21 protein-coding genes and 1 riboswitch are annotated in these 25,375 nt (G+C 74.5%); of the genes, 14 read left to right on the top strand and 7 right to left on the bottom strand.

The genetic code is table 11. The annotated features are described in order from the left end of the window. Positions 1–59: 59 nt before the first annotated feature. Complete coding sequence (locus tag ACWPWV_RS06785) at positions 60–488, top strand: DUF1761 domain-containing protein (RefSeq protein ID WP_454042171.1); 429 nt, start codon at positions 60–62, stop codon at positions 486–488. A gap of 53 nt (positions 489–541) precedes the next feature. Here ACWPWV_RS06785 and ACWPWV_RS06780 read toward each other — a convergent pair whose 3' ends face one another. Continuing rightward, positions 542–895, bottom strand: coding sequence for a CBU_0592 family membrane protein (locus tag ACWPWV_RS06780; RefSeq protein ID WP_454042170.1), 354 nt, complete (start codon positions 893–895; stop codon positions 542–544). A 214-nt stretch (positions 896–1,109) separates the two neighbouring features. On the opposite strand from ACWPWV_RS06780, the gene ACWPWV_RS06775 reads away from it, so the two are divergent. From ACWPWV_RS06775 to ACWPWV_RS06765, 3 genes are all read left to right on the top strand, one after another. Then, complete coding sequence (locus tag ACWPWV_RS06775) at positions 1,110–2,030, top strand: LysR family transcriptional regulator (protein WP_454042169.1); 921 nt, start codon at positions 1,110–1,112, stop codon at positions 2,028–2,030. A 44-nt stretch (positions 2,031–2,074) separates the two neighbouring features. Next, entirely contained in the window at positions 2,075–3,502 is a 1,428-nt protein-coding gene (locus ACWPWV_RS06770; RefSeq protein WP_454042168.1) for a lactate/malate family dehydrogenase, read from the top strand. A gap of 121 nt (positions 3,503–3,623) precedes the next feature. Next, positions 3,624–4,499, top strand: coding sequence for a formate/nitrite transporter family protein (locus tag ACWPWV_RS06765; RefSeq protein ID WP_454042167.1), 876 nt, complete (start codon positions 3,624–3,626; stop codon positions 4,497–4,499). An 89-nt stretch (positions 4,500–4,588) separates the two neighbouring features. On the opposite strand, the gene ACWPWV_RS06760 is transcribed toward ACWPWV_RS06765, so the two are convergent. Next, positions 4,589–4,978 (bottom strand): SdpI family protein, encoded by a 390-nt coding sequence (locus tag ACWPWV_RS06760; RefSeq protein WP_454042166.1) that lies wholly within the window; start codon positions 4,976–4,978, stop codon positions 4,589–4,591. A gap of 132 nt (positions 4,979–5,110) precedes the next feature. After that, positions 5,111–5,211, top strand: a riboswitch (glycine riboswitch). Positions 5,212–5,396: 185 nt separating this feature from the next. Between ACWPWV_RS06760 and gcvP the strand changes: the two genes are divergently transcribed. The 4 genes from gcvP (at position 5,397) to ACWPWV_RS06740 (ending at position 14,281) form a co-directional block, all read left to right on the top strand. After that, a complete protein-coding gene (gcvP, locus tag ACWPWV_RS06755; protein ID WP_454042165.1) occupies positions 5,397–8,339 on the top strand; it encodes an aminomethyl-transferring glycine dehydrogenase in 2,943 nt (980 codons plus the stop codon). Between the two features lie 23 nt (positions 8,340–8,362). Next, positions 8,363–9,598, top strand: coding sequence for a glycine cleavage system aminomethyltransferase GcvT (gene gcvT / locus ACWPWV_RS06750; protein ID WP_454042164.1), 1,236 nt, complete (start codon positions 8,363–8,365; stop codon positions 9,596–9,598). A 31-nt stretch (positions 9,599–9,629) separates the two neighbouring features. Further along, entirely contained in the window at positions 9,630–10,007 is a 378-nt protein-coding gene (gcvH, locus tag ACWPWV_RS06745) for a glycine cleavage system protein GcvH (RefSeq protein WP_454042163.1), read from the top strand. A gap of 227 nt (positions 10,008–10,234) precedes the next feature. Continuing rightward, on the top strand, positions 10,235–14,281 hold the full coding sequence (locus ACWPWV_RS06740) for a phosphodiester glycosidase family protein (RefSeq protein ID WP_454042162.1): 4,047 nt from the start codon (positions 10,235–10,237) through the stop codon (positions 14,279–14,281). Between the two features lie 61 nt (positions 14,282–14,342). Here ACWPWV_RS06740 and ACWPWV_RS06735 read toward each other — a convergent pair whose 3' ends face one another. The 3 genes from ACWPWV_RS06735 to ACWPWV_RS06725 are packed head-to-tail and all read right to left on the bottom strand — an operon-like array spanning position 14,343 to position 18,344. After that, entirely contained in the window at positions 14,343–14,885 is a 543-nt protein-coding gene (locus ACWPWV_RS06735) for a hypothetical protein (RefSeq protein ID WP_454042161.1), read from the bottom strand. Further along, complete coding sequence (locus tag ACWPWV_RS06730) at positions 14,875–15,381, bottom strand: pyruvoyl-dependent arginine decarboxylase (RefSeq protein WP_454042160.1); 507 nt, start codon at positions 15,379–15,381, stop codon at positions 14,875–14,877. Before ACWPWV_RS06730 ends, ACWPWV_RS06735 begins: the two co-directional genes overlap by 11 nt. Continuing rightward, complete coding sequence (locus tag ACWPWV_RS06725; RefSeq protein ID WP_454042159.1) at positions 15,378–18,344, bottom strand: response regulator; 2,967 nt, start codon at positions 18,342–18,344, stop codon at positions 15,378–15,380. The genes ACWPWV_RS06730 and ACWPWV_RS06725 overlap by 4 nt, the downstream gene beginning before the upstream one ends. 128 nt (positions 18,345–18,472) lie before the next feature. Between ACWPWV_RS06725 and ACWPWV_RS06720 the strand changes: the two genes are divergently transcribed. From ACWPWV_RS06720 to ACWPWV_RS06700, 5 genes are all read left to right on the top strand, one after another. Then, a complete protein-coding gene (locus tag ACWPWV_RS06720) occupies positions 18,473–18,838 on the top strand; it encodes a response regulator (RefSeq protein ID WP_454042158.1) in 366 nt (121 codons plus the stop codon). Continuing rightward, positions 18,835–19,164, top strand: coding sequence for an Hpt domain-containing protein (locus tag ACWPWV_RS06715; protein WP_454042157.1), 330 nt, complete (start codon positions 18,835–18,837; stop codon positions 19,162–19,164). Before ACWPWV_RS06720 ends, ACWPWV_RS06715 begins: the two co-directional genes overlap by 4 nt. A 110-nt stretch (positions 19,165–19,274) precedes the next feature. Further along, a complete protein-coding gene (locus ACWPWV_RS06710) occupies positions 19,275–19,601 on the top strand; it encodes a hypothetical protein (RefSeq protein ID WP_454042156.1) in 327 nt (108 codons plus the stop codon). A 179-nt stretch (positions 19,602–19,780) separates the two neighbouring features. Then, positions 19,781–20,035, top strand: a complete 255-nt coding sequence (locus tag ACWPWV_RS06705; protein WP_454042155.1) for a LuxR C-terminal-related transcriptional regulator — start codon at positions 19,781–19,783, stop codon at positions 20,033–20,035. A gap of 62 nt (positions 20,036–20,097) precedes the next feature. Continuing rightward, positions 20,098–20,526 carry a (deoxy)nucleoside triphosphate pyrophosphohydrolase gene (locus ACWPWV_RS06700; RefSeq protein WP_454042154.1) on the top strand — a complete coding sequence of 143 codons (429 nt, stop codon included), beginning with the start codon at positions 20,098–20,100 and terminating at the stop codon, positions 20,524–20,526. On the opposite strand, the gene ACWPWV_RS06695 is transcribed toward ACWPWV_RS06700, so the two are convergent. Next, on the bottom strand, positions 20,495–21,082 hold the full coding sequence (locus ACWPWV_RS06695; RefSeq protein ID WP_454042153.1) for an AAA family ATPase: 588 nt from the start codon (positions 21,080–21,082) through the stop codon (positions 20,495–20,497). The two genes, ACWPWV_RS06700 and ACWPWV_RS06695, sit on opposite strands and share 32 nt — an antisense overlap. A 92-nt stretch (positions 21,083–21,174) precedes the next feature. Continuing rightward, positions 21,175–23,184 (bottom strand): glycosyl hydrolase family 28-related protein, encoded by a 2,010-nt coding sequence (locus tag ACWPWV_RS06690; RefSeq protein WP_454042152.1) that lies wholly within the window; start codon positions 23,182–23,184, stop codon positions 21,175–21,177. A 369-nt stretch (positions 23,185–23,553) separates the two neighbouring features. Here ACWPWV_RS06690 and ACWPWV_RS06685 point away from each other — a divergent pair, with 369 nt between their 5' ends. Further along, a complete protein-coding gene (locus tag ACWPWV_RS06685) occupies positions 23,554–25,374 on the top strand; it encodes a lipase family protein (RefSeq protein WP_454042151.1) in 1,821 nt (606 codons plus the stop codon). Position 25,375 lies beyond the last annotated feature (1 nt).

Below are 25,375 nucleotides of genomic sequence, written 5' to 3'. Positions count from 1 at the left end.
GGGCGCGCACGCCGTCGCTACGCTCCGAGCAAGGACGTCGACGGCGAGGGAGCGGTCCGATGGTTCCGGAGATCAGCTACTGGGCGGTCCTGGCCGCCACGGTGTCGAGCATGCTCGTCGGCTCGGTCTGGTACACGCCGAAGGTCTTCGGCACCTACTGGATGCGCGTCGCGGAGGTGGAGCCGTCCGGGGAGGGACGGGGCGCCGTCGTGCCGATCGTGGTCACGCTCGTCGTGAGCTTCGTGACCGCATGGGTGCTCGCGGGCGCGACGTACCTGGCGTGGTCGTTCTACGGCGGCGGCTACCTCGGCAACGCGCTGCTCACGGCGCTCGTGCTGTGGGCAGGGTTCACGGCGGCGCGGTTCGTCACGCACGACGCGTTCGAGGGGCGGCCCGCCGGGCTCACCGTGCTCAACGTCGCGCACGAGCTCGTGACGCTGCTGGTCATGGGCCTGCTGATCGGCCTCATCGCACCCGCGGGCGTCTGACCCACCCGTGCCGAGGGATGCGTTCACCGCCGCATCGCTCGACCGCGCCGTCGTCAGGCGGCGAGCTCGACCTCGTCGGGGACGGCGACCTGCCCGACGACCTGCCCGCTGGCAGGCTCGGCGACCGGCTCGGCGACCGGGCGGTGGCGGGCCCGCCGTGCGCGGACGATGAGCACGACGGCCTGGACACCGATGACGATCCACACGAGGTTCGCGAAGACGGACGGCCACACCCCGTTCGCCGCGGCGACGAGGCCCATGAGGCCGGCCGCGGTGAGGTTGGTGAGCTGGAACGGCGCGGAGGACGCGGCCCAGCGGCCACGGGTGACCTGGGCGTAGGCGACGACGCCGGCGGCGGCGCCGATCCAGCCGAGGAACATGACGAAGGCGTCGAGGGTGATGGGCACAGCAGACTCCGGCGACGAGGAGGTGGGTGGAGGGACGTCCGCGACGCTGCGGTGGCTGTGCGCTCCGGGCTCGTGGCTGGTGGCGCGGGTGGTGCGAAGCTCTGGCGCCGACCCGTAGAGGAGGAGGAAACCGATCGGCGCCGTGCACCAGTGTGGGGTCGATCGGCGTTCAGCACAATCGAACAGCGCTGGAAGAGCCGTTTAGTATCGCTACATGGCCACGGACCCACGCAGACTTGCCTTCCTCCTTGCCGTGCACCGGGGTGGAGGTGTGCTGGCGGCCGCGGACCTGCTAGGAGTCACCCCGTCCGCCGTCTCGCAGCAGATCCAGCGGCTCGAGGCCGAGGAGGGCGTCCTGGTGCTCGACCGCGGGCCGCGCGGCGTCACGCTCACGCCGGCCGGGCGCGTGCTCGCCGACGTCGCGGAGCGGATCGAGACCGAGCTCGTCGAGGCGCGCAAGGAGCTCGCGGCGCTCGGCGACGAGGTCGCGGGTCGCGTCGCCGTGGGGGCGTTCCAGTCCGCGATCCGCGCCGTCGTCGCCCCCGTCGCGGCACGTCTCGCCGAGACCTCGCCCGGGATCGAGCTCGACGTGCAGGAACGCGAGCCCGCCGAGGCGCTGCGCCTCCTGCGCGCCGGCGAGCTCGACGTCGTGCTCCTCGAGCGGGACTTCGAGGCCGCCGAGGCCCCCGCGCCCCGGGGCACGCACGACGTCGTGCTGCTCGAGGAGCCCTGGCGGCTCGTCGTCCCGGCGTCGATGCCCACGCCCGCCCGGCTCGACGACGTGCGCGACGCCGTCTGGCTCGGTCCCCAGCCCGACACCGCCGCGGCGCGCGCGCTGCGGCGGCTCTCCCAGGGCCTCGGCGGCACGCTGCGCACGCGGCACGTCTACTACGACTTCGACGTCGCGCTCTCGCTCGTCGCCGTCGGCCTCGGCGTCGCGATGCTCCCGGCGCTCGCGGTCGAGGGCGGTGCCTCGGACGAGGTGCCCGACGGCGTCACCGTCATCGGGCTGCCGGGCCTCGGCTCCCGACGCCTGGTGGCCCGGCACCGTGCCACTCGGCACGAGCCCCGGCCGGTCGTGAGCGCGGTCCTCGACGCGATGGTCGACGCCGCGGCGGAGATCTCCTTCGCCTGAGGCGAGGCGGCCCGTGCCGTCCGTCGTGGACGTACGCTGCCGGGGTGGACGTAGCGGTGATCGGCGCGACGGGGGACGTCGGGCGCCAGGTGTGCACGCAGCTCGTCGAGCGGCAGGTCCTGCCGCCGACCTCGCGGCTCCAGCTCGTCGGGCGGCGGGACGGCGCGTCGGCCCGCGCGGTGCACGGGCTGCGCGCCGACCTCGTCGACGCCTACGACGAGCACGCTCCGCTGCTCGACGTGGCCCACTCCCCCGACGACGTCGCGGCCGACGTGATCGTCGTCGCCGCCGGTCTCACCGCGCCGGCGCGCACGGGGACCGACCCGGACCGCCGTCTGCTCGCCGCGACGAACCACGCGGTCCTCGCCGAGCACGCGGACGCGATCGCCCGCCACGGGTCGGGGCAGGAGGTCGTGCTCGTCGTGACGAACCCGGTCGAGCTCGGCGTCGCCGTGATGGCCGAGCGCCTCGGACGCCACCGCGTCGTGGGCATGGGCGCGTGGCTCGACACGCTGCGGTTCCGCCGCGAGATCGCCCTCGAGCTGGGCGTCCGGCGCCACCGTGTCGGCGGCTTCGTGGGCGGGCAGCACGGCGAGGACGCGGTGCCGCTGTGGTCCACCGTCCGGGTGAGCGGGCTCGACCTCGACGAGCGGCGGCGCGCCGTCGACGCCCTGCGGCGTGGACGCACGCTCGACGTCCTGCCCGCGGAGATCGCCGCGGTGAAGCGCGAGCTCGCCGCCGTCGCGGCGCAGGACATCGGCGCGGCGTTCGACCTCATCGACACGTGGCCCGCAGACCTGCGGACCGTCACGCGGCCGTGGATGACGCACCAGTCCGGAGCGAAGACCCCGGTCGGGACCGCGAGCGCGACGGTCGACCTCGTGGAGACGCTCCTGGACGGCCGCGAGATCGTCGTCGCGGGACAGGTCGCGCTCGACGGGGAGATCTCCCTCGGCGCGGGCGGCGCGCCGTTCCGGGGCGTCCTCGGCGTCCCGCTGGTCCTCGGGCCCGAGGGCTGGACGCGCGTCCTCCTCGACCCCCTGCCCGACGACGAGGCGCGCCGCCTCACCGAGGCGGCGGACGGCGTCGGGCAGATGCTCGCCGCGGTCACCGACCGCCCGGCCGAGCCCGGCCAGCCGCCCGAGCGCGCCGACGGGCCCGCGGACGAGGCCGTCTCGAGGGCGGTCGAGCGGGCGGGCGCCGAGGTCGACTGGCTCGCGACCGTGCACGGCGACGACCGGCCCGGGACGCTCACCGCGCTCACCGGCGTCTTCTCCACGCGCGGCGTGAGCTTCGACTCGCTCGCCACGCGGCCCGCCGACGACGGCGGTCGGGTCGGCCGCATCGACGTCACCTTCAGCGCCACGGAGCGCCGCACGCGCGCGCTCGAGCGGGCGGTGGGCCGGCTGGCCACCGTGCGGTCCGTCGTCGTGGAGCGGGCGCCGTTCTCACAAGGCGCCGCCCGCGGCTGAGCGAAGACCGTAACGGGACCGGGCGGGCGGGGACACGCCGGGGAAACGCCTCGCGCCTAGCGTCGGGAGCGCCGCACGACGCGGCAGGCCACCGACGACCTCTCCCCCGGAGCCGTGCCCCATGTCCTACGTCAAGCCCGCCGAGCTCGTCCCGACCCTCGTCGACGCCGGCGCCAGCAAGGTCCTGCTGTCCACGCGCGACACGCTGATCCGGTCCACGATGGGCGGCGCGATCCTCGCGATCGCCGCCGCGTTCGCCGTGACCGTGACGGTGACGACCGGGCACGCGATCCTCGGCGCCGTCCTCTTCCCCGTCGGGTTCATCATGCTGTACCTGCTCGGGTACGACCTGCTCACGGGCATGTTCGTGCTCGGCCCGCTCGCGTGGCTCGACAAGCGCCCGGGCGTCACGCTGCGCGGCGTGCTGCGCAACTGGGGACTGGTCTTCGTCGGCAACTTCCTCGGGGCGTTCGCCGTCGCGGTGATGATGGCGATCGTCGTCACGTACGGGTTCGACACGCCGCCGAACGAGGTCGGCCAGGCCATCGGCCACATCGGCGAGGGGCGGACCGTCGGGTACGCGGAGCACGGGGCGTCGGGCATGCTCACGCTGTTCGTGCGCGGGATGCTGTGCAACTGGATGGTGTCGATGGGCGTCATCGGCGCGATGGTCGCGAAGGACGTCCCGGGCAAGGCGATCGCCATGTGGATGCCGGTCATGCTCTTCTTCTTCATGGCGTTCGAGCACTCGATCGTCAACATGTTCCTCTTCCCGTCCGGCCTGCTGCTCGGCGGGCAGTTCACGATCATGGACTACCTGGTCTGGAACGAGATCCCGACCGTGCTCGGCAACCTCGTGGGCGGCCTCCTCCTGACGGGCCTCCCCCTCTATTACACCCACGGGTGGCAGAAGGCCCGCCGCGGAGCGGAGACCACGCCCGTCGCGCCGGTCGCGGGGCCGACGCCGGAGCGCGAGCTGGTCTCCGAGCCCGCCTGACGGGCCGCGAGGGCTGCGCCCGGCGCGCACCGGCGGCGCGGCGCACGCCACGCACGGGACAGTGCGGGCTCAGCAGGGGCCGCTTCGGCTCAGCGGGCCCGTGTCCCGCCCCGACGTGTCCCGGCGGTGGTGGCCCGCACCGCACGGGTCCCGACCACGGCGCCCGCGACGGTGAGCCCCAGGGTCACCGTGGTGGCGACGAGGGTGGCCACGAGCTCGGCCCCCTCCCCGTCGACGAGGAACAGCACCGGCGCCGCGGCGACCAGCACCCAGCCTGCCGCCTCGCTCAGCGGGCGGGCCGCCCGGTGCGCCGTCCGCCACGCGTCGTCGCTCGCGAGGGTCGTGGCGGTGCGGATCCCGGCGACCTGGTTGCGTCCGATGCGTCCGCTCGCCGTCGCCCGGGCGCACCAGACGAGCAGGATCCCCGCTCCGGCGAGGACGAGCAGGAGGACCACGTCGACGATCGTGTCGGAGGGCATGGCGACCACCCTGCCAGACGCGCGACCCGAGACGGTCTGCGCCGGGGGCGCTGCCGGTACGATGGCCTCACAACTTCATGCTTCAGCGGTAGCGCTGCGCCCGTCGTCGACGGACAGGCCTGCCGTGCCGCCCGAACCACGACGGGAGAGTCCGGCCGGTCCTCGTGACCGCCGGCGCCGAAGGAGCAAGTCCTCCCCGGGAATCTCTCAGGCCCACGTACCGTCGCGGCGAGGCAACTCTGGAAAGCGGGGAACGGCGTCGTCCACGGGCGTGCCGCTCCCCCACCGACGGTGCAAGCCGGCGCGCCCCGGCCCTCGTGAGGGCATGGCGGACCGGCAAAACTCTCAGGTCGACGCGTGCGTCCGATGACAGAGCGGGGAGGGACCCCTCGTCGTCCCCCGCCACCGGAGGTCCCTCGTGACCCAGCAGTCGTTCGACCCCGCCGCCCCGCACGGCGCCAGCACGGGAGCGTTCGCCCCGCGCCACGTCGGTCCTCGCGGCCGCGAGGTGCAGGCCATGCTCGACCAGCTCGGCCACGCGTCGCTCGACGCGCTCGTCGACGCCGCCGTGCCCGCGTCGATCCGGACCGACCGTCCGCTCGACCTGCCGGCGGCGCGCACCGAGACCGAGGTGCTCGACCACCTGCGCGGGCTCGCGGACAAGAACGTCGTCAAGACGCAGATGATCGGGCTGGGCTACTACGGCACGACCACTCCCCCGGTGATCCGCCGCAACGTCCTCGAGTCCCCCGCCTGGTACACGGCCTACACGCCGTACCAGCCGGAGATCTCGCAGGGCCGGCTCGAGGCGCTCCTGAACTTCCAGCAGGTCGTGGAGGACCTCACGGGCCTCGACGTCGCGAACGCGTCGCTGCTCGACGAGGCGACGGCCGTCGCGGAGGCCGTGGCGCTCATGTGGCGCGCGTCGCGCGCGACGACCGGCTACGTCGTGGTCGACGCCGACCTGTTCCCCCAGACGCTCGCCGTCACCCTCGGCCGGGCCCGGGCCATCGGCCTGCCGGTGGTCGTCGCCGACCTCTCGGCCGGGCTCGCGGCGGGTCTCGACGCGGCGCGCGCCGCCGGCGCGGTGCCGGCGGGTCTGCCCGACGACGCGTCGCTGGTCGGCGTCGTCGTGCAGCAGAGCGGTGCGTCCGGGCGGGTCGTGGACTGGAAGCCCGTCGTCGCGGAGGCGAAGGAGCGCGGAGCGCTGGTCACCGTCGCCGCCGACCTGCTCGCCCTCACCGTGCTCGTCCCGCCCGCCGAGCTCGGCGCCGACGTGTCGGTCGGCTCGGCGCAGCGCTTCGGCGTGCCGCTGTTCTACGGCGGCCCGCACGCCGCGTTCATGGCGGTGCGCAAGGGCCTCGAGCGGTCGCTGCCCGGTCGCCTCGTCGGCGTCTCGATCGACGCGGACGGCGACACCGCCTACCGTCTGGCCCTCCAGACGCGCGAGCAGCACATCCGTCGCGAGAAGGCGACGAGCAACATCTGCACCGCGCAGGCGCTCCTCGCGATCGTCGCCTCGATGTACGCGGTCTACCACGGGCCCGACGGCCTCCGTGCGATCGCCGAGCGCACCCACGGCCACGCCGTGTCCCTCGCCGAGGCGCTGCGCGCGGGCGGCGTCACCGTCGAACTCGACGTCTTCTTCGACACCGTGCGCACGACCGTCCCGGGGCGCGCCGCGCAGGTCGTCCAGGCTGCCGCGGACGCGGGCATCAACCTGTACAACCCGGATGCGGATCATGTACAGATCGCGTGCGACGAGACGACGACGTCCGCCACGGTGAGCACCGTGCTGGCGGCCTTCGGCGTCACGGACGCGGTGCCCGCCGTCGGCGGGGGCCACGCGCTCCCGGACTGGGCGGCGCGCACGTCCGACTTCCTGCGGCACCCGATCTTCCACCTCCACCGCTCCGAGACCTCGATGCTGCGCTACCTGCGCCGCCTCTCGGACAAGGACCTCGCGCTGGACCGCACGATGATCCCGCTCGGCTCGTGCACGATGAAGCTCAACGCGACCGCCGAGATGGAGGCGATCTCCTGGCCGGGGTTCGCCAACCTCCACCCGTTCGTCCCGCTCGACCAGGCGCAGGGCTACGCGGAGCTCATCGGCGGTCTCGAGGCGGCGCTGGGGGAGATCACCGGCTACGCGGGGGTGTCGGTCCAGCCGAACGCGGGGTCGCAGGGCGAGTTCGCCGGCCTCCTGGCGATCCGCGAGTACCACGTGTCACGGGGCGACACGGAGCGGGACGTGTGCCTCATCCCCGCGTCGGCGCACGGGACCAACGCGGCGTCGGCGGCGCTCGCCGGGATGAAGGTCGAGGTCGTGGCGACCGCGGCGGACGGGGAGATCCGGCTCGACGACCTGCGGGCGAAGCTCGCGGACCACGGGCCGCGCGTCGCGGCGATCATGATCACGTACCCGTCGACGCACGGCGTGTTCGAGGAGCACGTGCGAGAGGTCTGCGACCTCGTACACGACGCCGGCGGTCAGGTGTACATCGACGGGGCGAACCTCAACGCGCTCGTCGGCCTGGCGCGGCCGGGCGAGTTCGGCGGCGACGTCTCGCACCTGAACCTGCACAAGACCTTCTGCATCCCCCACGGCGGGGGCGGGCCCGGCGTCGGGCCGGTCGCGGTCGCCGAGCACCTCGTGCCGTTCCTCCCGGGCGACCCCCTCGAGGGGACCACGAAGCAGGGGGAGGCGCGCGCGGCCTCCGGCACGCCGGTGTCCGCGACGCGGTACGGCTCGGCGGGCATCCTGCCGATCTCGTACGCCTACGTCGCCCTCATGGGCCCGGACGGGCTCACCGAGGCGACGAAGACCGCCGTCCTCACCGCGAACTACGTCGCGAGCCGGCTCGCCGACCACTTCCCGGTGCTCTACACGGGACCGAACGGGCTCGTCGCGCACGAGTGCATCCTCGACCTGCGAGGGATCACCGCCGAGACGGGCGTGACCGCCGAGGACGTGGCGAAGCGCCTCATGGACTACGGCTTCCACGCCCCGACGCTGTCGTTCCCGGTCGCGGGGACCCTCATGGTCGAACCCACGGAGAGCGAGGACCTCGCGGAGCTGGACCGGTTCGTCGACGCCCTCGTGGCGATCCGCGGGGAGATCGACGCGGTCGCGTCGGGACGCTGGTCGGTGGAGGAGTCTCCGCTGCGCGGGGCGCCGCACACCGCCGCGGCGCTCACCGCGGACACGTGGGACAAGCCGTACTCGCGCGAGCTCGCCGCCTACCCGGTCGCGAGCCTGCGCGGCGGGAAGTACTGGCCGCCCGTGCGCCGGATCGACGGCGCGCGCGGGGACCGCAACCTCGTGTGCTCGTGCCCGCCCCTCGACGCCTACGCGCACTGACGCGCCCCAGGAAGGACCTCACGATGACCGACCAGCCGACCGGGCAGACGCCTGCGGACGCCCCCGAGGGCGAGCAGGACCGGTACAGCCCGCTGCACGACGAGCACGTCGCGCTCGGGGCGGCGCTCACGAGCTTCGGCGGGTGGCAGATGCCGTTGCGCTACAGCTCGGACCTCGCGGAGCACCGCGCCGTGCGCGCGGCCGCCGGGCTGTTCGACCTGTCGCACATGGGCGAGATCGAGGTCGCCGGTCCCCAGGCCGCGGCGGCGCTCGACCACGCGCTCGTCGGCGACCTCACCGCCGTCGCGCCGGGACGCGCCCGGTACACGATGATCTGCGCCGAGGACGGCTCCGTGCTCGACGACCTCGTCGTGTACCGGCTCGACGACGAGTCGTTCCTCGTCGTCGCCAACGCGGGCAACGCGCCGCTCGTCGCGCACGAGCTCGTCGCCCGTGCCGAGGGCTTCGACGCGGTCGTGACGGACCGGGGGAGCGAGACCGCGCTCGTCGCGGTGCAGGGTCCGCGCGCCGAGGAGATCGTCGCCGGGCTCGTCGACACGGACGCCGCCGGGGCGGAGGGCCAGGGCGATCCTGTACAGACCGTTCGTGCGATGAAGTACTACGCCTCGGCGCCCGTGGTGCTCACCACGGAGGACGGCGTCGTCGAGGCCCTCGTCGCGCGCACGGGCTACACCGGCGAGGACGGCTTCGAGCTCTTCGTGCCCGCCGACCGTGCCCGCGCGCTGTGGCGCACGGTCCTCGCCGCCGGCGCGCCGCACGGGCTCGTGCCGGCCGGGCTGTCCGCGCGCGACTCGCTGCGGCTCGAGGCCGGGATGCCGCTGTACGGGCACGAGCTCGACACGACGACGACGCCGTACGAGGCGGGGCTGGGCCGGGTCGTGAAGCTCGACAAGACGGCACCCGACGGCACGCCGCTGCCGTTCGTCGGCCGGGCGGCGCTGGCCGCGCGCAAGGTCTCGCCACCGGCGCGCGTCCTCGTCGGCCTGAAAGGGCTCGGACGCCGGCCGGCGCGTGCCGGGTACGGCGTCGTGCTGCCCGCGGCCGGGGGAGAGCCCCGCCGGGTCGGGACCGTCACGTCGGGGGCGCCCTCGCCCACGCTCGGCCACCCGATCGCCCTGGCGTACGTGAGCCCGGAGCTCGCGGCCGAGGGCACCGAGCTCGCGGTCGACGTCCGCGGGCGCGCCGAGCCCGTGGTGGTCGTGCCGCTGCCGTTCTACCGTCGTCCTCAGCAGTCCTGACCGCCGTCGCCATCCGCCCGAAGGAGTCCCCATGACCGACGCCCAGTTCCCGTCGCACCTGCAGTACACCGCCGAGCACGAGTGGATCGACGGGTCCGAGCCGGCCGTCGTCGGCATCACGTCGACCGCGGCGGAGGCGCTCGGCGACATCGTCTACCTCGAGCTGCCCGAGGTCGGCACCGAGGTCACGGCCGGCAGCGTCGTCGGCGAGGTCGAGTCCACGAAGTCGGTCTCGGAGCTCTTCTCGCCCGTGACGGGGACCGTCACCGAGGTCAACCAGGCCGCGATCGACGACCCTGCCGTCGTGAACTCCGACCCGTACACCGACGGCTGGCTGTTCAAGGTCGACGTCACCGCGACGGGAGATCTGCTCTCCGCGGACGCCTACGAGGCGCTCGTCGCCGGCTGACCGGTCACGGCACCTGACGGGGCACCCCGGGCGAGTTCGCCCGGGGTGCCCCGTGCGTTCACCGGGAGGTGCCCTGTCGGACAGGTCCGTGCCGGACCCTGGACGACGACGTCCGGTCCGGTCCGCGCGGCCGGTCACGAGACGTCACGGCGAAAACCTTCACAGGGAGCCCTCTGCGTGAAAGTGTTCGCCATACGACGACAGGCACCGACCGGAGGACCTCAGCGATGACGCTCGACACCGTGCCGAGACCGGCACCCGCCCACCGAACGGCCCGGCACCGGGCGACGCGGCTCGCCGGGGCGCTCGTCGCCGCCGGCCTGGTGACGACGGGGCTCGCGGCGCCTGCGTCGGCAGCTCCCGGCGGGACGGCCGCGGGGACCGTCGCGCGATCGGCACCCACGTCCGCCTGGCCGGTGCCGCGCGAGCTCGCGCTCGACGACGCCGGCGACGCCCTCGTCACCGACGTGGAGCAGCGCACGATCGCGCCGGGGCTCGAGCAGACGAGCTTCACGCGCCTCGGGCGCGACGGCTGGCTGAGCGGCGAGGTGCTCGTCGCCGAGCTGGGCTCGGACGACGTGCGCGTGGGGTACCTCGGCCCGGACGCGGTGGCCGGGAACGCGACCGTCAGCGAGATGGCCGCGTCGCGCGGCGCCGTCGCGGCCGTGAACGGCGACTTCTTCGACATCAACAGCTCCGGTGCGCCGCTGGGGACCGCCGTGGACGACGGTGCCCTGCTGTCCTCGGCGGTGTCCGGCCGCGAGCGCTCCGCGGTCATCGGCTCCGACGGGCTCGGGCGCCTGGCCGAGCTGTTCCTCGAGGGCAGCGTGAGCGTCGGCGCGCAGCAGGCGGCGCACCCGGTCGCGGGTCTCAACGTCACGGCCGTCCCGACGGGAGGGGTCGCCGTCTTCGACAGCGCGTGGGGCGCCCACACCCGCACGCGGGTCCTGGCGGCGGGGGAGCCGGGCGTCGAGGTGCTCGTGGGCCCCGACGGGACGGTGACCTCCGTCGGCACGCCCGGGAGCGGACGGCTGGACGAGGGCGTGCGCGCCGTCGTCGCACGCCCCGGCGCGGCGGCGGACGCGCTCGCGGCGCTCGCGCCCGGCGACCCGGTGACGCTCGAGTACGGGCTGCGGGCGGACGCGGGCGACGTCGCCGTCGCGGTCGGTGGCGACCAGGGCGACTGGCTCCTCGAGGACGGTGAGCCGACCTCGTGGGAGGGCGGGCACTCGCTGGTCCGGCACCCTCGCACGGCGATCGGCTTCAGCGAGGACGGCGCGACCGCCTACCTCGTGGTCGTCGACGGACGCCAGTCGCACAGCACCGGCATGACGCTGCCCGAGCTCGGCGAGCTCCTGGGCCAGCTCGGCGCCGACGACGCGATCAACCTGGACGGCGGCGGGTCGAGCCAGATGAACGCGCGCCTGCCCGGCGACGCGTCGACGACGATCCTCAACTCCCCGGCCGACGGCACCGAGCGCCGCGACGCGAACGGCCTGGGGCTGTTCGTCGCGGGCGGGTCGGGTGTCGCGAGCGCGTTCGCCGTCGCCCCGGCCCTCACGGCCGACGACGCCGACCGGGTGTTCCCCGGGCTGCACCGGACGCTGACGGCGAAGGCGTACGACGAGGCCGGGTCGCCCGTCGAGGCCGGGCCGTCCGCCTGGGCGAGCACCGACGACGCGGTCGCGGACGCCACCGACGGCACGGTGACCGGCGTCGCACCGGGCACCGCCACCGTCACGGCCGTCGGCGGCCCCGACGGCACGGCGACCGGCAGCCACGAGCTCCGGGTCCTCGGGCCGCTGGTCCGCGTGGCCGTCGACGAGCCGGTCGTCAGCCTCGCCGACGCCGGGTCGACCGCGACGCTCACCCTCACGGGGTACGACGCCGACGGGTACTCCGCCCCGATCGAGGCGCGCGACGTCGTCGTCAGCGGGGGAGAGGGCGTCGTCGCGGTCGAGCCGGGGACGTCCGGCACGTTCACGGTCCGTGGCACCGCGCCGTCGGGGGCCGTGACGCTCGACCTGGCCGTCGGTGAGCACCGGGCCCAGGTGGCGGTCGCCGTCTCCCTCGAGCAGGTCCCCGTGGCCGACTTCGCGGACGCCTCGACGTGGAAGGCGGCGAACGACCGTGCCCCCGGGGGTGGCGTCGCTCCCGCCGAGGGTCACGACGGCGCACCCGGCCTGCGCCTCTCGTACGACTTCACGCAGTCCACCGCGACGCGCGGCCAGTACGCCGTCGTCCCGGAGACCACCCGCGAGATCGCGGGGCAGCCGCAGCGGCTGACGATGTGGGTGGACGGCGACGCGAGCGGCGCGTGGCTGCGCCTGCAGGTCCAGCAGGGCAACGGCGTCACGACGCAGCTCGACGGCCCGAACGTCTCGTGGGAGGGCTGGCAGCAGGTGACCTTCGCCGTGCCCGCGGGCGTGGACTTCCCGCTGCGCCTGCAGCGCGTCCGCGTGCTCGAGACGCGCGCGTCGGCGCAGTACACGGGCGCCATGACGATCAGCGACCTGCGGGCGCACGTCCCGCCGGCGGTCGAGACGCCGCAGGCCGGGCGCGTGGAGGACGACGTCGTCGTCGCGGAGAACGCCACCGACGCGTCCCCGCTCCGCGTCGCCGTGATGTCCGACGCGCAGTTCGTCGCACGGTCGCCGGAGTCGGGGGCGGTGGAGGGCGCGCGCCGCACCCTCCGGGAGATCGTCGCGTCCGGGCCCGACGTGCTCGTCATCAACGGCGACCTGGTGGACGAGGCGTCGCCCGCCGACTTCGACCTCGCGCGCGAGATCCTCGACGACGAGCTCGGCGGGACCGACCTGCCCTGGTACTACGTCCCGGGCAACCACGAGGTCATGGGCGGCTCGATCGAGAACTTCGTCGACGAGTTCGGCGACACCACGCGCCACCTCGACGTCGACGGCACCCGCCTCGTGCTGCTCAACACCGCGGCCGGCACGCTCAACGCCGACCACGCCCAGCTCCGGATGCTGCGCGAGCAGCTCGACGCCGCGGCGGAGGACGACGCGGTGACGGGCGTCGTCGTCGTGGCGCACCACCCCGTCGACGACCCGCTGCCCACGAAGGCGAGCCAGCTCGTCGACCGGCTCGAGGCGGACGTCGTGCGCGGTTGGCTCGAGGACTTCCGCGAGACGTCGGGCAAGTCGGTCGCGAGCGTCGGCTCGCACGTCGGGGTCTTCCACGCGAAGACCGAGGACGGCGTCCCGTACGTCGTCAACGGCAACTCCGGCAAGAGCCCCGCGAGCACGCCCGACGACGGTGGCTTCACGGGCTGGACGATGCTCGGGATCGACCCCGCCCAGGGCACGTGGTCCGACCCGTCCGGAGGGGTGCCGGGGGAGCCGGGAGCCGGGTGGCTCGCCGTCGAGGTCAACGCGCGCGCGGACGCCGTGGAGGTCGCGGGTCCCGCCGAGCTGGCCGTCGGCGCGTCGGGTGCGGTGAGCGCGACCGTGGTCCAGGACGACGACCGCGTGGTCCCGGTCGCGTGGCCTGTCTCGGCGGCCTGGAGCGGCACGGACGGCGTCTTCGTCGGTGCTGCGCAGGACGCGCCGCGCGGGACCGTCGTCGCGCTGGACCCGGTGTCCCACGAGGTCACGGCCGTCGTACCCGGACGGGCGACGCTGACGGTCGAGGTGAACGACGTCGTCGGGACGCTCGACGTCCTCGTCCCGGCCGGGAAGCCGGGCCAGGCGCGGATCAGCGACGACAACGGCTGGGACACGGGCCTGCGCGACGGGGACTACGCCGTGATGGTCGACCTGTGGTGGGGCGAGAACGCGACGACGCTGCGCCTGTACGAGGACGGCGAGCTGGTCAGCACGCAGCCGCTCGTCCACGGCGGCACGCGGGCGCAGCGGGTCGCCGTCCCGGTCACGGGCCGGACGAACGGTGCGTACACCTACACGTGCGAGCTCGAGAACGCCGCCGGGGTCACCCCGTGCGCCGGCTCACACACCGTCCGGGTGACGGACGCGAACCCCGGCACGCCGGACCTGTCGCACGACAACCACGACCGCGACGGCGACTACACCGTCACGGTGAACAAGTGGTGGGGCACGCAGGCGACCGGGTACGCGCTGTACGAGGACGGGGTCGAGATCGACCGGCAGGAGCTCGTGCCGGGCGAGGGCGGCGCCGCGCAGTCGGCGTCGACCGTCCTCACGGGCCAGGCCCCCGGCCGCTACGCCTACGTCGCCGTGCTGACCAACGCCGCGGGGGAGACGCGGAGCAGGGAGATCACCGTCACGGTGCGGTGACGCGCGTCCGTGCCGCGGGCGACCTCAGGTCGCCCGCGGCGGCACGGCGTCGGCGGCACCGTCAGTGGAACGTCGTGGCGTAGTACGACTGCTGGTCGACCGTCTCGACGGTGACGTCCTGGTGGCGCTCGAGGTGGCGACGGAGGTTGTCCGCGAAGCGCAGCGAGTCGTCGTTGAAGCGCGAGACGTCGTACGCGCACACCACGCGGTGCTCCGCGAGGTGCGCCACCAGCGCGTCGATCATGTCCATGAACGTCCGTGTCGCGCGCCGGCCCGGGTGCGCGAGCGTGAACCCGATGTACCAGACCGCACCGCGAGCGGCGTGCTCGGGGTAGCGCGCGGCGAAGAACTCGGGGCTGACCCAGGGCACGGCGGCGAGGTCCGTCGCGAGCGTCGTCATGCCCACCGCCTCGCCGTGACCGTCGTGCGCGAGGAGCTTGAGGACGCGCGGGTCCTCCATCTCCTCCACGAACTCCTCGTGGTGGAGCACGTGCCGTGCCGCGGCACGCGTGCGCAGCGGCTCGAACGCCTCGAGGTACAGGCGCCAGAACCGCTCCGCGACGTCGTCCGTGACCGTCGTCTCGAACGTCACCTCAGCGCGCACCGCCGGCCTCCTCCCAGCCCGCGCGGCGGAACGTCGCCACGACGACGGCCGCCACCGGGAGCGCCTCGCACGTGATGCCGACCAGGTGCCGGCCGGCCTCGTGGTAGATCCCGCCCCGGGTCGCCGAGAGGTCCTCGAGGCTGTGGGTGAGGTCCGTCTCGACCTGCTCGTGCGACGGTCCCTCGTGCTCGACGAACAGCCCGGCACCGCTCTCGTCGTCCCGCAGGGACCACGCGACGCCGGCCCACGCCTCGTGCCCGGGCAGCTGCGCGTGGGCCTCCGCGTACACGCAGTACAGCGCGTCGCCGTGCGCGCCGACCAGCTGGTCGCCGCCGGCGACCTCCAGCACCCGGCTGCCCGGCGGGACCACCGAGCTGAGCCGTACGAGGTTGTAGTCGGCCACCCCGGCGGCCATGAGGGCGGCGTCGAAGGCGGCGAGGGTGGTCCGGCCGGTACCGGTGCCGGAGCTCACGCGGATGGTCAGTGCGTTGGTCATGGGGTTCTCTGGGTCGGGGTCGGGGGGACGTCGGCGTGCTCACGGGGTACGAGCCCCGAGGCGGCGTCGAGGAGGTCGAGCACGGGCCGGAGGATGCCCTCCGGCGCGGCGCGACCCTTGGTCAGGAAGACGGTGGGCCCCGGGCCGAGGTCGGCCCGCTCGTCGGAACCGAGCTCGGTGCCGCTGTACACGACGACGGGGAGCCTGCGGAGCCTGCCGTCGCGGCGGAGGTCCGCGACGAGGTCCTGGCCCGAGCCGTCGGGCAGGGCGAGGTCGAGCACGACGAGGTCCGGCTCGTCCTCGCGGCTCAGGGCGTCCCGTGCCTCGGCGACGGAGCGGGCCCGTGTCACGACCAGCCCGCCGCGCTCGAGGACGGTGGCGAGCACGGTGCGCAGGTCGTCGTCGTCCTCCACGACGAGCACGCGCCCGTGGTGGGGACGCAGCCGGATGACGTCGTGGACCGTCTGCGCGAGCCGGGCCGGGTCGACCGGCTTGACCAGCCAGCCGTCCGCGAGGACCGCGGCCTCGCGCGCCTCCGTCGACCGGGTCCCCGACACGACGACGACGGGCACGTCCGCGGTCGCGGCGGTGCGCCGCAGCCGACCGAGCACCTCGGTCCCGTCGGTGCCGGGCATGGCGAGGTCGAGGACGAGGGCGGCAGGATGCTCCTCCTCGACGAGCGCGATCGCCTCGCCGCCGTCGGTCACGCCGACGACGTCGTACCCGCGCGCCTCGAGCACCTCGCGCAGGACGTCGACCACGTACGGGTCGTCGTCGACGACGACGACCCGTGGCGTGGGGAGCCCGAGGTCGTCGGCCGGCTCGTCGTGCGTCCCGGGCCGGTCGCTCGCCGCGCGCTCGGTCCACGGCTCGGCGGGCAGGGTCCGGGGCGCCGGGACCGCCACGCGCGGCAGCGTGAGGCGGAAGCTGGACCCGGTGCCCTCGCCGTCGCTCACGGCCCACATGCGTCCGCTGTGGCGCTCGACGATGCTCCGCGCGATCGCGAGGCCCAGCCCGGTCCCGCCGCGTTCCCGGGCGTCCGACGCGTCGACCTGCTCGAACCGGCGGAACACGGCCTCCAGCTTGTCCGCCGGGATGCCGCGCCCCTCGTCGTCGACGCGCAGCTCGACCATCTCGCCGACCGGGACCGTCGACACGCGCACCCTCCCCCCGCCGGGGGAGAACTTCACCGCGTTGCTCAGCAGGTTGGTCAGCGTCTGGACGATGCGCTCGCCGTCGGCGTGCACCACCTCCGGTCCGGTGCCGGACGAGTCCAGGACGACCCCGGCGTCGGTCGCGAGGATCGCGACCTGCTCGAGCGCGGCGGCCACGAGCTCCTCCACCGGGTGGTCGGCCAGCTCGAGCGACGTCGTGCCCGCGTCCATGCGCTCGATGTCGAGGATGTCGTCGACGAGCCGGTTGAGGCGCTCGCTGCTGGTGAGGGCGATGTGCACCATGCGCGTCGCCTGGGCCGGGTCGGTGTCGAGGACCCCGCTCTCGAGCAGGCCGAGCGCACCACGGATCGACGTGAGCGGCGTCCGGAGCTCGTGGCTCACGACCGAGACGAACTCGTCCTTGATGCGCTCGACCTCGCGGCGCTCGGCGACGTCGCGGAAGACGACCACCGCGCCGCGGATCGCCCCGTCGTCGCGCAGCGGGCTGGCGGTCACCTCGACGGGGACGTCCTTCCCGTCGAGGCGGCGGTACACGTCCAGCTCGGCCGTGGCCGTGACGCCGTCGCGGACGGCCTCCGTGATGTAGCAGCGCTCGACCGGGTACGGCGTGCCGTCCTCGGACGGCGCGTGGAACGTCGTGTGCGCCTCCCGGCCCACGAGGTCCTCGGCCGACGCCCCGAGGGTGCGGGCACCGGCGGCGTTGACGAACGTGACCCGTCCGGACGCGTCCACGCCGTAGATGCCGTCCGCGACCGACTCGAGCGTGCGCTCGCGCTCGCTCGCGAGCGCGCGCAGCTGCCCCGTGCGCTCCTCGACGCGTCGCTCGAGCCCGTGCCGGAGCGACTCGTTGTCCACGACCACGAGGATCTGGCGCGCGACCACGGCCACGAGCACCCCGACCCACAGGGCGTTGGCGATCCCCGGGGTCGTCCCGCCCGCCTGGGCGACGCGGACGAGCGCCGCGGCGAGGAAGAGGACGAAGGTCACCGCCGTGCCGAGGACGGCGGACCCGTCGGCGCGCCGGTCCACGACCGGGCTGCCCGACGCCGCAGGGTGTCGCGCGGCGAGAGCGATGGCGAGGTAGCCGCCCACCCAGGCGACGTCGACAGGGCTGCCGAACGTGAACTCGCCGCCTGCCGACAGGAGGGCGAACGCGACGTCGGCCACGGCGTAGAGCACGAAGCCGCTGCCCACCAGGACCAGCGGGACGCGCTCGGACGCGCTCGACCGCGTCATGACGAGCACGGCGAGCGTCGCGAGCAGCGCGTCGACCACCGGCAGGGCATAGGCGGTCGCGGACGGCGCGGACTGCCAGGACTCCCCCTCGAGGACGACCGCGAAGACGGAGATGTAGAGGACCGACCCGCCCACCACCACGCTGTCGAGCAGCATGCGGACGATCTCCTGCCCGCGGGGAGGCACGGTCGGGAACAGCGCGAGCCCCACCACCCCGAGGGCGAGGGCCGCGATGTAGGCGACGTCACCGGTCGACGGGTCGCCGACCACCGCGGCGTAGACGTTCCCGAGCAGACCCACCACGCCGCCGAGCGACAGCAGGCCCCAGGCCCGCCGTCGGCGCCCCGTCGACCGCGACGCGCGCCACCCGCAGCTCACGGCCGCGACGACCCCTGCCGCGGCGATCGAGAACCGGGAGATCTCCTCGCGCGTCGACTGGTCCAGGGGGCTCGCGAGCAGCACGAGGAGGACGAGCACGACGACACCGGCCACCCAGCACCAGCGGACGAAGCTCTCCCTGGCTCGCGCCGCCGCGCGCCGCCCCTCCTGCATGCGACGAGCGTAGGCGACGGGTGCGGTGCTCGCCGTCCGGCGGCGACGGGCGCGGCGCTGGGTTACGGTCGTCGGGGCGACCGGCGAGCGGACGGGGGACGGCACACGTGGCACCAGGGGGTCGACGCGTGGTGGTCATCGACGACGACGCGTCCATCCGCGAGGTCGCGGCGCTCGCGCTCACGGCGGTCGGCGGCCACGAGGTGCACACCGCCGGTGACGGTGCCGAGGGGATGACGATCGCGCGAGAGGTCCGCCCCGACGTGATCCTCCTCGACGTGATGATGCCGACGGTCGACGGCCCTGCCGTGCTGGCCCGGATCCGGGCGGACGAGGCGCTGCACGACGTGCCGGTCGTGTTCCTCACGGCGAAGGTCGGCACCCAGGACATCTCCCGGCTCGACGGGCTCGGCGCGGCGGCCGTGCTCACCAAGCCGTTCGACCCCCTGACCCTCTCCAGCAGGCTCGCCGAGGTCCTCGGGTGGGTGCGGTGACGGCCGACGACCGGCCCGGCCCCATCCCGTCGCTCGACGACTCGCTCGCCCTGCTCTCCGAGCGCGCCCGGCGTCGCAACGTCGAGCGCACGGGCCGGGTGCTGGAGCTGCTCGGCACCGGAGGGGCACCGGACCCCGGCTCGCGCGAGCAGGCCGCACGCCTGTGCCACGACCTGGCCGGCTCGGCCGGGACGTTCGGGGACGCAGCGCTCACGGACGCCGCGCGGCACCTGGAGGACGTGCTCCGTGCGGGGCCGGGTGCCGAGATCCCCGACGCCCTGGACGGGCTGCGACGGGCCGCCCGGCTCGACGGACCAGGAACCTGAGCCAATCCTGAGCCTTCGTTGGGGTTCGGGACCTGGGTCCTTGAGGGAGGTCGGGGAACGTGGGTCGTGCCTCGGGGGACGGCCCCCGACGGCTCCACAGGGGGAGACTCATGTTCCGCACCAGCCCGCACCCGGTCCCGGCGCTCGACGAGCGTCAGGGCGCCGGTCACGACGTCCGTCACGACGACGAGACGGTCACGGCCCGTCCGCAGGTCCCGACGCCGACCTACCTGTCGTCCGGCCCGCGCCCGACGGTCGACGCCGCGATGGCGGCGCTCAGCGACGCCCTGGAGCGGACGCTCCAGGAGGACCTCGCTCAGGGGATGGTGCCGCTCGTCGAGCACCTGGCGGTCGACGTCGTGACCGAGGACCGGCACGCCGGTGCGTCGCACGTCGCCGTCGCGCTCGTCCTGCTGTCCTACCGTCGCGCGTCCTGACCTGCGACGACACCGCCACAGGCCCTCCGCGGGCCGGGCTGGGAGAGGCTTCAGGACGAACGTCCTGAATCAGGTGCGAAAAGTCGCGTCATGAACGAGACCGTCACCCATCTCTTCCAGTAGCACCACACCGGATCCGTCAGGGGTGTGACGTGACCGGAGACATCTGGAGGAGAATCATGAGCACCATCGAGCTGGTCCGCCCGTCGGCGTTCCCGCTGGCTGCGTCGTCGCAGCCGATCGCGCCGCTGACTCGCCGCGAGCGCGTCGTCCTGTCGAACCTGTCCGAGGACGTGACCCTCGAGCAGATCGCCACCAAGCTCTTCGTCACCCGCAACACCGTCAAGTCGCAGGTGCGCAGCCTCTACCGCAAGCTCGGCGTCTCGACCCGCGCCGAGGCGGTGGCCTGGGCCCGCGCCGCCGGCCTGCGCTGAGGCGAGGTCGTGCGCGACGTGCGTGCCACCGGCACGACACGCCGACGTGCGACACTCCGCCTATGACTCTGCGCAGACTCGTCGTGGCCGCGGCCATCGTCGACGACCTCGCGGCGCCACGCCTGCTGCTGGCTGCGCGACGGTCCCGCCCGCCGCACCTCGCCGGACGCTGGGAGTTCCCGGGCGGCAAGGTCGACCCGGGGGAGACGCCGGAGGAGGCGCTGCACCGCGAGCTGCGCGAGGAGCTCGGGGTGGACGTGGAGCTCGGCGACGAGGTCGTCGGGCCCGAGCACGGGACCTGGGTGATCACGGACCGGCACGTCATGCGCCTGTGGTTCGCGCGCGTCGTCGACGGCGACCCTCAGCCGCTCGTCGAGCACGACGAGCTCGCGTGGCTCGAGCCGGGGGAGTGGCACACCGTGGACTGGCTCGACGGCGACGTGCCCATCGTCGACGAGCTCACGCGCCAGGTCGCGTCGGAAGCCGTCTGACCCACCGCTCGACCTCGCGCCGCGACCGCAGCCGCACGAGCGCGACGTGCGGCGCCTCGAGGGCGAGCCGCTCGGGCAGGTCCCGGTACTTGTGCCGCGTGACCCAGGACCATCGGACGATGTTCTCCTCCGGGGGCTGGAAGACGGACCGCCAGACGGGCGGCTCCACGTTGCCGTTCCACAGCACCTCGCGGCGCACGGAGCGCCGCACGGTCCGCCCGACCACCTGGCGCATGGTCACCCTCGTCGGCAGGTCGAGCCACACCAGCACCTCGGCCCGCGCGAGGATCAGCGGGCGCGCCCCCGAGAACTGCCACTCCGTGACGAACGCGTCCTGCGCGAGCAGGGCGCGCACGTCGTCGAGGAACTCCGGTCGAGGCACCCAGCCGGGGCCGTGGTGGAGGCCGTCGATGTCGGTGTGCGGCACGCCGAGCCGCTGGGCGATCCGGCCCGCGAGCGTCGTCTTGCCCGACCCGGACACCCCGGCGACCGTGAGGCGCCGGGGGACGTGGCCGAGGTGCGCGACGACGTCGTCGTCCGGTCCGAGAACGATCACCGGGAGACCCTACCCACGCGCCCACCCCTGAGTGCATGAAATAGTCGCGGTCGAATCGTCCCTTCGCGACTATTTCATGCACTCAGGCTCGGTCAGCCGACCGGCTGCACCCAGGGCGACGGCGCCGGGGGAGCGACGACAGGTGGCCGGTCGCTGCACGACGGCGCGTTCGGCACGAACTGGCCGAGCCAGTTCACCCGCCCGGGCCCCCACGGGCTGAGCGACGTGCCGTCGTTCCCGCCGAGGTCGGTGAGCGTGAACTCGGTGCCGCCGGCGGGGAAGTTGAACGACCCGCAGCTGTTCACGCCCGCCCAGCCGACGTTCCGCGCGTCGACGTTCTCGAACGACGCGCCGCCCCGGACGCGGGCGCTGACCACGGACGTCCCCGTCCCGTCCACGCGCACGTCCTCGAACGCGACGCCCTCGATCGAGACCTGGTCCTTCACTCCCCAGTCGGACACGAGCATGATCGCGTTGTAGGTGCTGTCGAGGTAGTGGTCCCCCGTCACGCGGACGTCGGCGTCGATGTCGCCGTCCAGTGCGTAGAACCAGATCGCGCCGAGCCCGATGTTCCAGTTGAGCTCGTAGGTCCCGGCACGCACCGCGGTGTTGTCGGTGACGTCGAGCGTGCCCGCGAACGGTTCGGCACCGAACCGCGCCCCGACGTGCAGGCCGCTGCCCTCCCGGACCGGGTCGGCGACGAGGTTGCCGCGCACCGTGTTGTCCGAGCCGCCGTAGACCGCGATGCCGTTGGCCAGGGTGTTCGACTGGACCGTGTTCCGCTCGAACACGATGCCCGTGTTCGCGAGCTTCTCCGACCACATCGCGAGCCCGTCGTCCCCGGTGTTCCGGACGACGTTGCCGCGCACGACCGAGTCGGTCACGCCGCCGTGGAAGTTCAGACCGTCGGCGATCTGGTCGACGATCACGTTGTCCTCGACGACGAGGTTCTCCATCGGGCCGTCGAACCACAGGCCCACCTTGGTGTGCTGGACGTACAGGCCGGAGACCGTCGAGTCGCTCAGCGCGCCCCCGACGCCGTTGACCTGGTCCGTGTCCACGCGCTCGCGCACGTCGCCGACGATCGCGAAGTCGCGCAGGTGCACGTCGCGGCTGCCCCCGTCCTCGGCGTACCGCCCGTAGAAGCCGACGCCGGTGTGCACGGACCCGTCCTCGGCGGGCTCGTCCAGCGCGACCTCGGATCCGCGGAAGACGGTGTACCAGCTGCCAGCGCCCTGGATCGTCACGTCGTCGACGATGACGTGCCGGTCGACCCGGTAGACGCCCGGGGGGACGTAGACCTCGAGGTCCCGCTTCTTCGCCCACGCGATCGCCCGGTCGAGCGCGTCGGCGGAGTCGCGGCGGCCGGTGGGGTCCGCGCCGAAGAGCAGGGCGCTGGCCGCGCGGAGGCGGATCGTCGGCGGGGCGACCTTCTCCGTGTCGAGCAGGTCGATCACGGTCCAGGCCGCGTTGCTGCCGGCGGGCATGGTGAACCGGACCGTCTCCCCGGCCTTGACGGTGCGCCCGAGCAGGAGGCGCTGCTCGTCGTAGAACTTCATGGGCCGGAACGGGGTGTCGAACGTCGGGACGGGCGTCGTCTGCGACGGGACGCACGCGCACTCCGTGACCCACCAGTCCGGCTGGAGGAGGCCCGCGGTCGGGTCGTTCGTGAACGGGTACTGGTTGTACAGGTAGGAGTACTCGGACGTGAGCGTCATGCGGCGGTCGACGCCGACCTTCTTCCCCTGGCGCAGCACCGAGACGTCGAGCGGCGCGCGGATCCCTCCGCCCGCGGGCGCGTCGGGCAGCGCGTAGCGCACCGTGATGCCGTTCGCGGCAGCGGGGAGCGTGAACTCGACGTGCTGGCCCGCGGTGAGCCGGACCGCCGACCGCCCGGACGCCTCGGCCTCGAGGGTGTACGCGTCGCGACCGGGACCGATCACGGTCCCCGTCGTCACGGCGCTCTCCGCCTCCTGCTCGACGAACGGCACGTCCGCACCACGGCCCTCGACGAGCGCGGGGCCGACGGCGGCGCGCGTCACCGGGGTCGGTACCGGGACGGGCCGTCCCTGGCCGATCGCCGCCGACGCCGTGCCGGCCACGAGCGCGAGGGCGACGGCCGCGGCGGTGCGGCGCGCGGGGGGGGGGCGGGGCGGGGCGCGCGCGGGCGGGCGCGCGGGGGGGGGCGCCGGGCGGGGGGGGGCCGGGGAGGACGCCCGGGCGCGGGCCTCCGTTCCGCCCGGCGGGTGCGCTGACCCGCCGGTCGGCGCGTGGTCGCACCACCGCGCGCCGTCGTCGTGCAGACCCTAGGCCTGGCGGCGGTCGCACACAAGAGTCTGTCGTCGGTTTGCGGGCAGAAGTTCAGTTCTTGCGTACGGACGGGCCGGACCCGGCGCCGGCCCGCAGCGCCGGGTGCGCCACCGTGGCGCCGTCCCCGCGCGGGTCCGCCGCCCGGACAGTACGTTCGCGGCGTGACCCGCTTCGGTGCGATGCTGCGCGCTCGCCGGCGCGACGCCCGGTACCGGCTGCCCCCGTGGGTCTCCGTCGTGCTGGGGACCACGTGCGTGCTGGTCGGTGCCGTGGCGGTGCTGCGTCCGTTCGCCTCGCTCGCGCTCCTCGTCGTGATGGTGGTCGCGGGGGCGGTCCTGCTCGGCGTGGCCGAGCTCGTCGGCGACCGCCGGGTCGCGTCGCAGGACCCCGAGGCACCGGCCGGGCGGCCGGGGCTGCGCGTCGCGCGCGCTCTGACGTTCTTCGCCCTCGCCGGCGCCGTCGCGCTCTGGCCGGGTCCCTCGCTGCTCGTCGTGACGGTCCTGGTCGGGGCCGGTCTCCTCGCCGCGGGGGTGCTCGACGTCCTCGAGGGAATGGTCGAGCGCGGGGTCGAGCGGTGGACGCTCGTCATGCTCGGCGTCGCGAGCGCCGTCCTCGGGCTGCTCGCGCTCGCCTGGCCGGACGTGACGGTCCTCGTCGTGGCCGTGGTCCTCGGCGTCCGACTCGTCGTGCTCGGCGTGCGCCTCGTGGTCGGCGGGGTCCGCCCGTCCCGGGACCTCGGCGCCGAGCCCGGGACCGACGTCGTGCCCCCGTCCGGCGGCCCGCGCCGCGCCGGCCTCGCCGGGGCGGTCGTCGCAGTCGTCCTCGCAGGTGGCCTCGCCGCCGCGAGCCTCGTGGTCCAGAGCGGGACACCGCGACCCGACGCGTTCTACGACCCGCCACCGTCGGTCCCGTCGGAGCCGGGCGAGCTCGTGCGTGCCGAGCCGTTCTCGCGCGCGGTCCCCGACGGCGCCACCGCGTGGCGCGTGCTCTACACGACGACGCGCGACGACGACGAGCCCGCCGTCGCGAGCGGCATCGTGGTCCTCCCCGACGTGCCCGACGGCGGCCCCCCGCCCCCCGTCATCGCGTGGGCCCACGGCACGACAGGGTTCGCGCGGGGGTGCGCGCCGTCGGTCCTCGACGACCCGTTCGGCTCGGGGGCGTTCTACCTGCTCGACGAGGTGCTCGCGCGCGGCTGGGCGCTCGTCGCACCCGACTACACGGGGCTCGGGGCGGACGCCCCGCACCCGTACCTGATCGGCGAGGGGGAGGGGCGGTCGGTGCTCGACGCGGTCCGCGCCGCGCGCGCGCTCGACGGCGTCGCGCTCGGCGAGCAGACCGTGGTCTGGGGCCACTCGCAGGGTGGGCACGCCGCCCTCTGGACGGGCCAGGTCGCGCCGCGGTACGCGGAGGACGTGCCGCTCGCGGGCGTCGCGGCGCTCGCCCCGGCGAGCGACCTGCCGGCGCTCGTCGAGCACCTCGAGTCCGTGCCGGGCGGCGGCATCTTCGCGTCCTACGTCGTCCAGGCCTACGCGGCCGCGTACCCCGAGGCCGACCCGTACGACGCCGTCCGCCCGGGCGCACGGATCGTCGTGCGCGAGATGGCGACGCGGTGCCTCGCGGAACCGGGCGCGCTCGTCTCGCTCGCGGAGACGCTCGCCATGGACCAGCCGCTGTGGACGGGCGACCCGACGACCGGGACGTTCGGGGACCGCCTCGCGGAGAACGTCCCGGTCGGGCCCGTGCCGGCGCCGCTGCTCATCGCCCAGGGGTCGGAGGACACGCTGCTCGTGCCCGGCATGCAGGACGCGTACGTCGGGACGCGCTGCACGCAGGGCCAGCCCGTCGACTACCGCAGGTACGCCGGGGTCGACCACGTGGGCCTCGTCGAGGCGGGCTCGCCGCTCGTCCCGGACCTGCTGCGCTGGACCGAGGACCGCCTCGCCGGCGTCGCGCCGACCCCGACGTGCGGCACGGGCTGAG

The sequence above is a fragment of the Cellulosimicrobium sp. Marseille-Q8652 genome (assembly GCF_965112045.1).
Note: the sequence above shows the minus strand (reverse complement) of the source record. Positions and strands in the feature narration are given on the sequence as shown.

Bases quoted from the DNA above. Each gene is read 5' to 3' on its own strand.
- ACWPWV_RS06785 (WP_454042171.1), top strand. From the start codon at position 60: ATGGTTCCGGAGATCAGCTACTGGGCGGTCCTGGCCGCCACGGTGTCG.
- ACWPWV_RS06775 (WP_454042169.1), top strand. From the start codon at position 1,110: ATGGCCACGGACCCACGCAGACTTGCCTTCCTCCTTGCCGTGCACCGG.
- ACWPWV_RS06765 (WP_454042167.1), top strand. From the start codon at position 3,624: ATGTCCTACGTCAAGCCCGCCGAGCTCGTCCCGACCCTCGTCGACGCC.
- ACWPWV_RS06760 (WP_454042166.1), bottom strand. From the start codon at position 4,978: ATGCCCTCCGACACGATCGTCGACGTGGTCCTCCTGCTCGTCCTCGCC.
- gcvT (WP_454042164.1), top strand. From the start codon at position 8,363: ATGACCGACCAGCCGACCGGGCAGACGCCTGCGGACGCCCCCGAGGGC.
- gcvH (WP_454042163.1), top strand. From the start codon at position 9,630: ATGACCGACGCCCAGTTCCCGTCGCACCTGCAGTACACCGCCGAGCAC.
- ACWPWV_RS06740 (WP_454042162.1), top strand. From the start codon at position 10,235: ATGACGCTCGACACCGTGCCGAGACCGGCACCCGCCCACCGAACGGCC.
- ACWPWV_RS06730 (WP_454042160.1), bottom strand. From the start codon at position 15,381: ATGACCAACGCACTGACCATCCGCGTGAGCTCCGGCACCGGTACCGGC.
- ACWPWV_RS06725 (WP_454042159.1), bottom strand. From the start codon at position 18,344: ATGCAGGAGGGGCGGCGCGCGGCGGCGCGAGCCAGGGAGAGCTTCGTC.
- ACWPWV_RS06710 (WP_454042156.1), top strand. From the start codon at position 19,275: ATGTTCCGCACCAGCCCGCACCCGGTCCCGGCGCTCGACGAGCGTCAG.
- ACWPWV_RS06705 (WP_454042155.1), top strand. From the start codon at position 19,781: ATGAGCACCATCGAGCTGGTCCGCCCGTCGGCGTTCCCGCTGGCTGCG.
- ACWPWV_RS06700 (WP_454042154.1), top strand. From the start codon at position 20,098: ATGACTCTGCGCAGACTCGTCGTGGCCGCGGCCATCGTCGACGACCTC.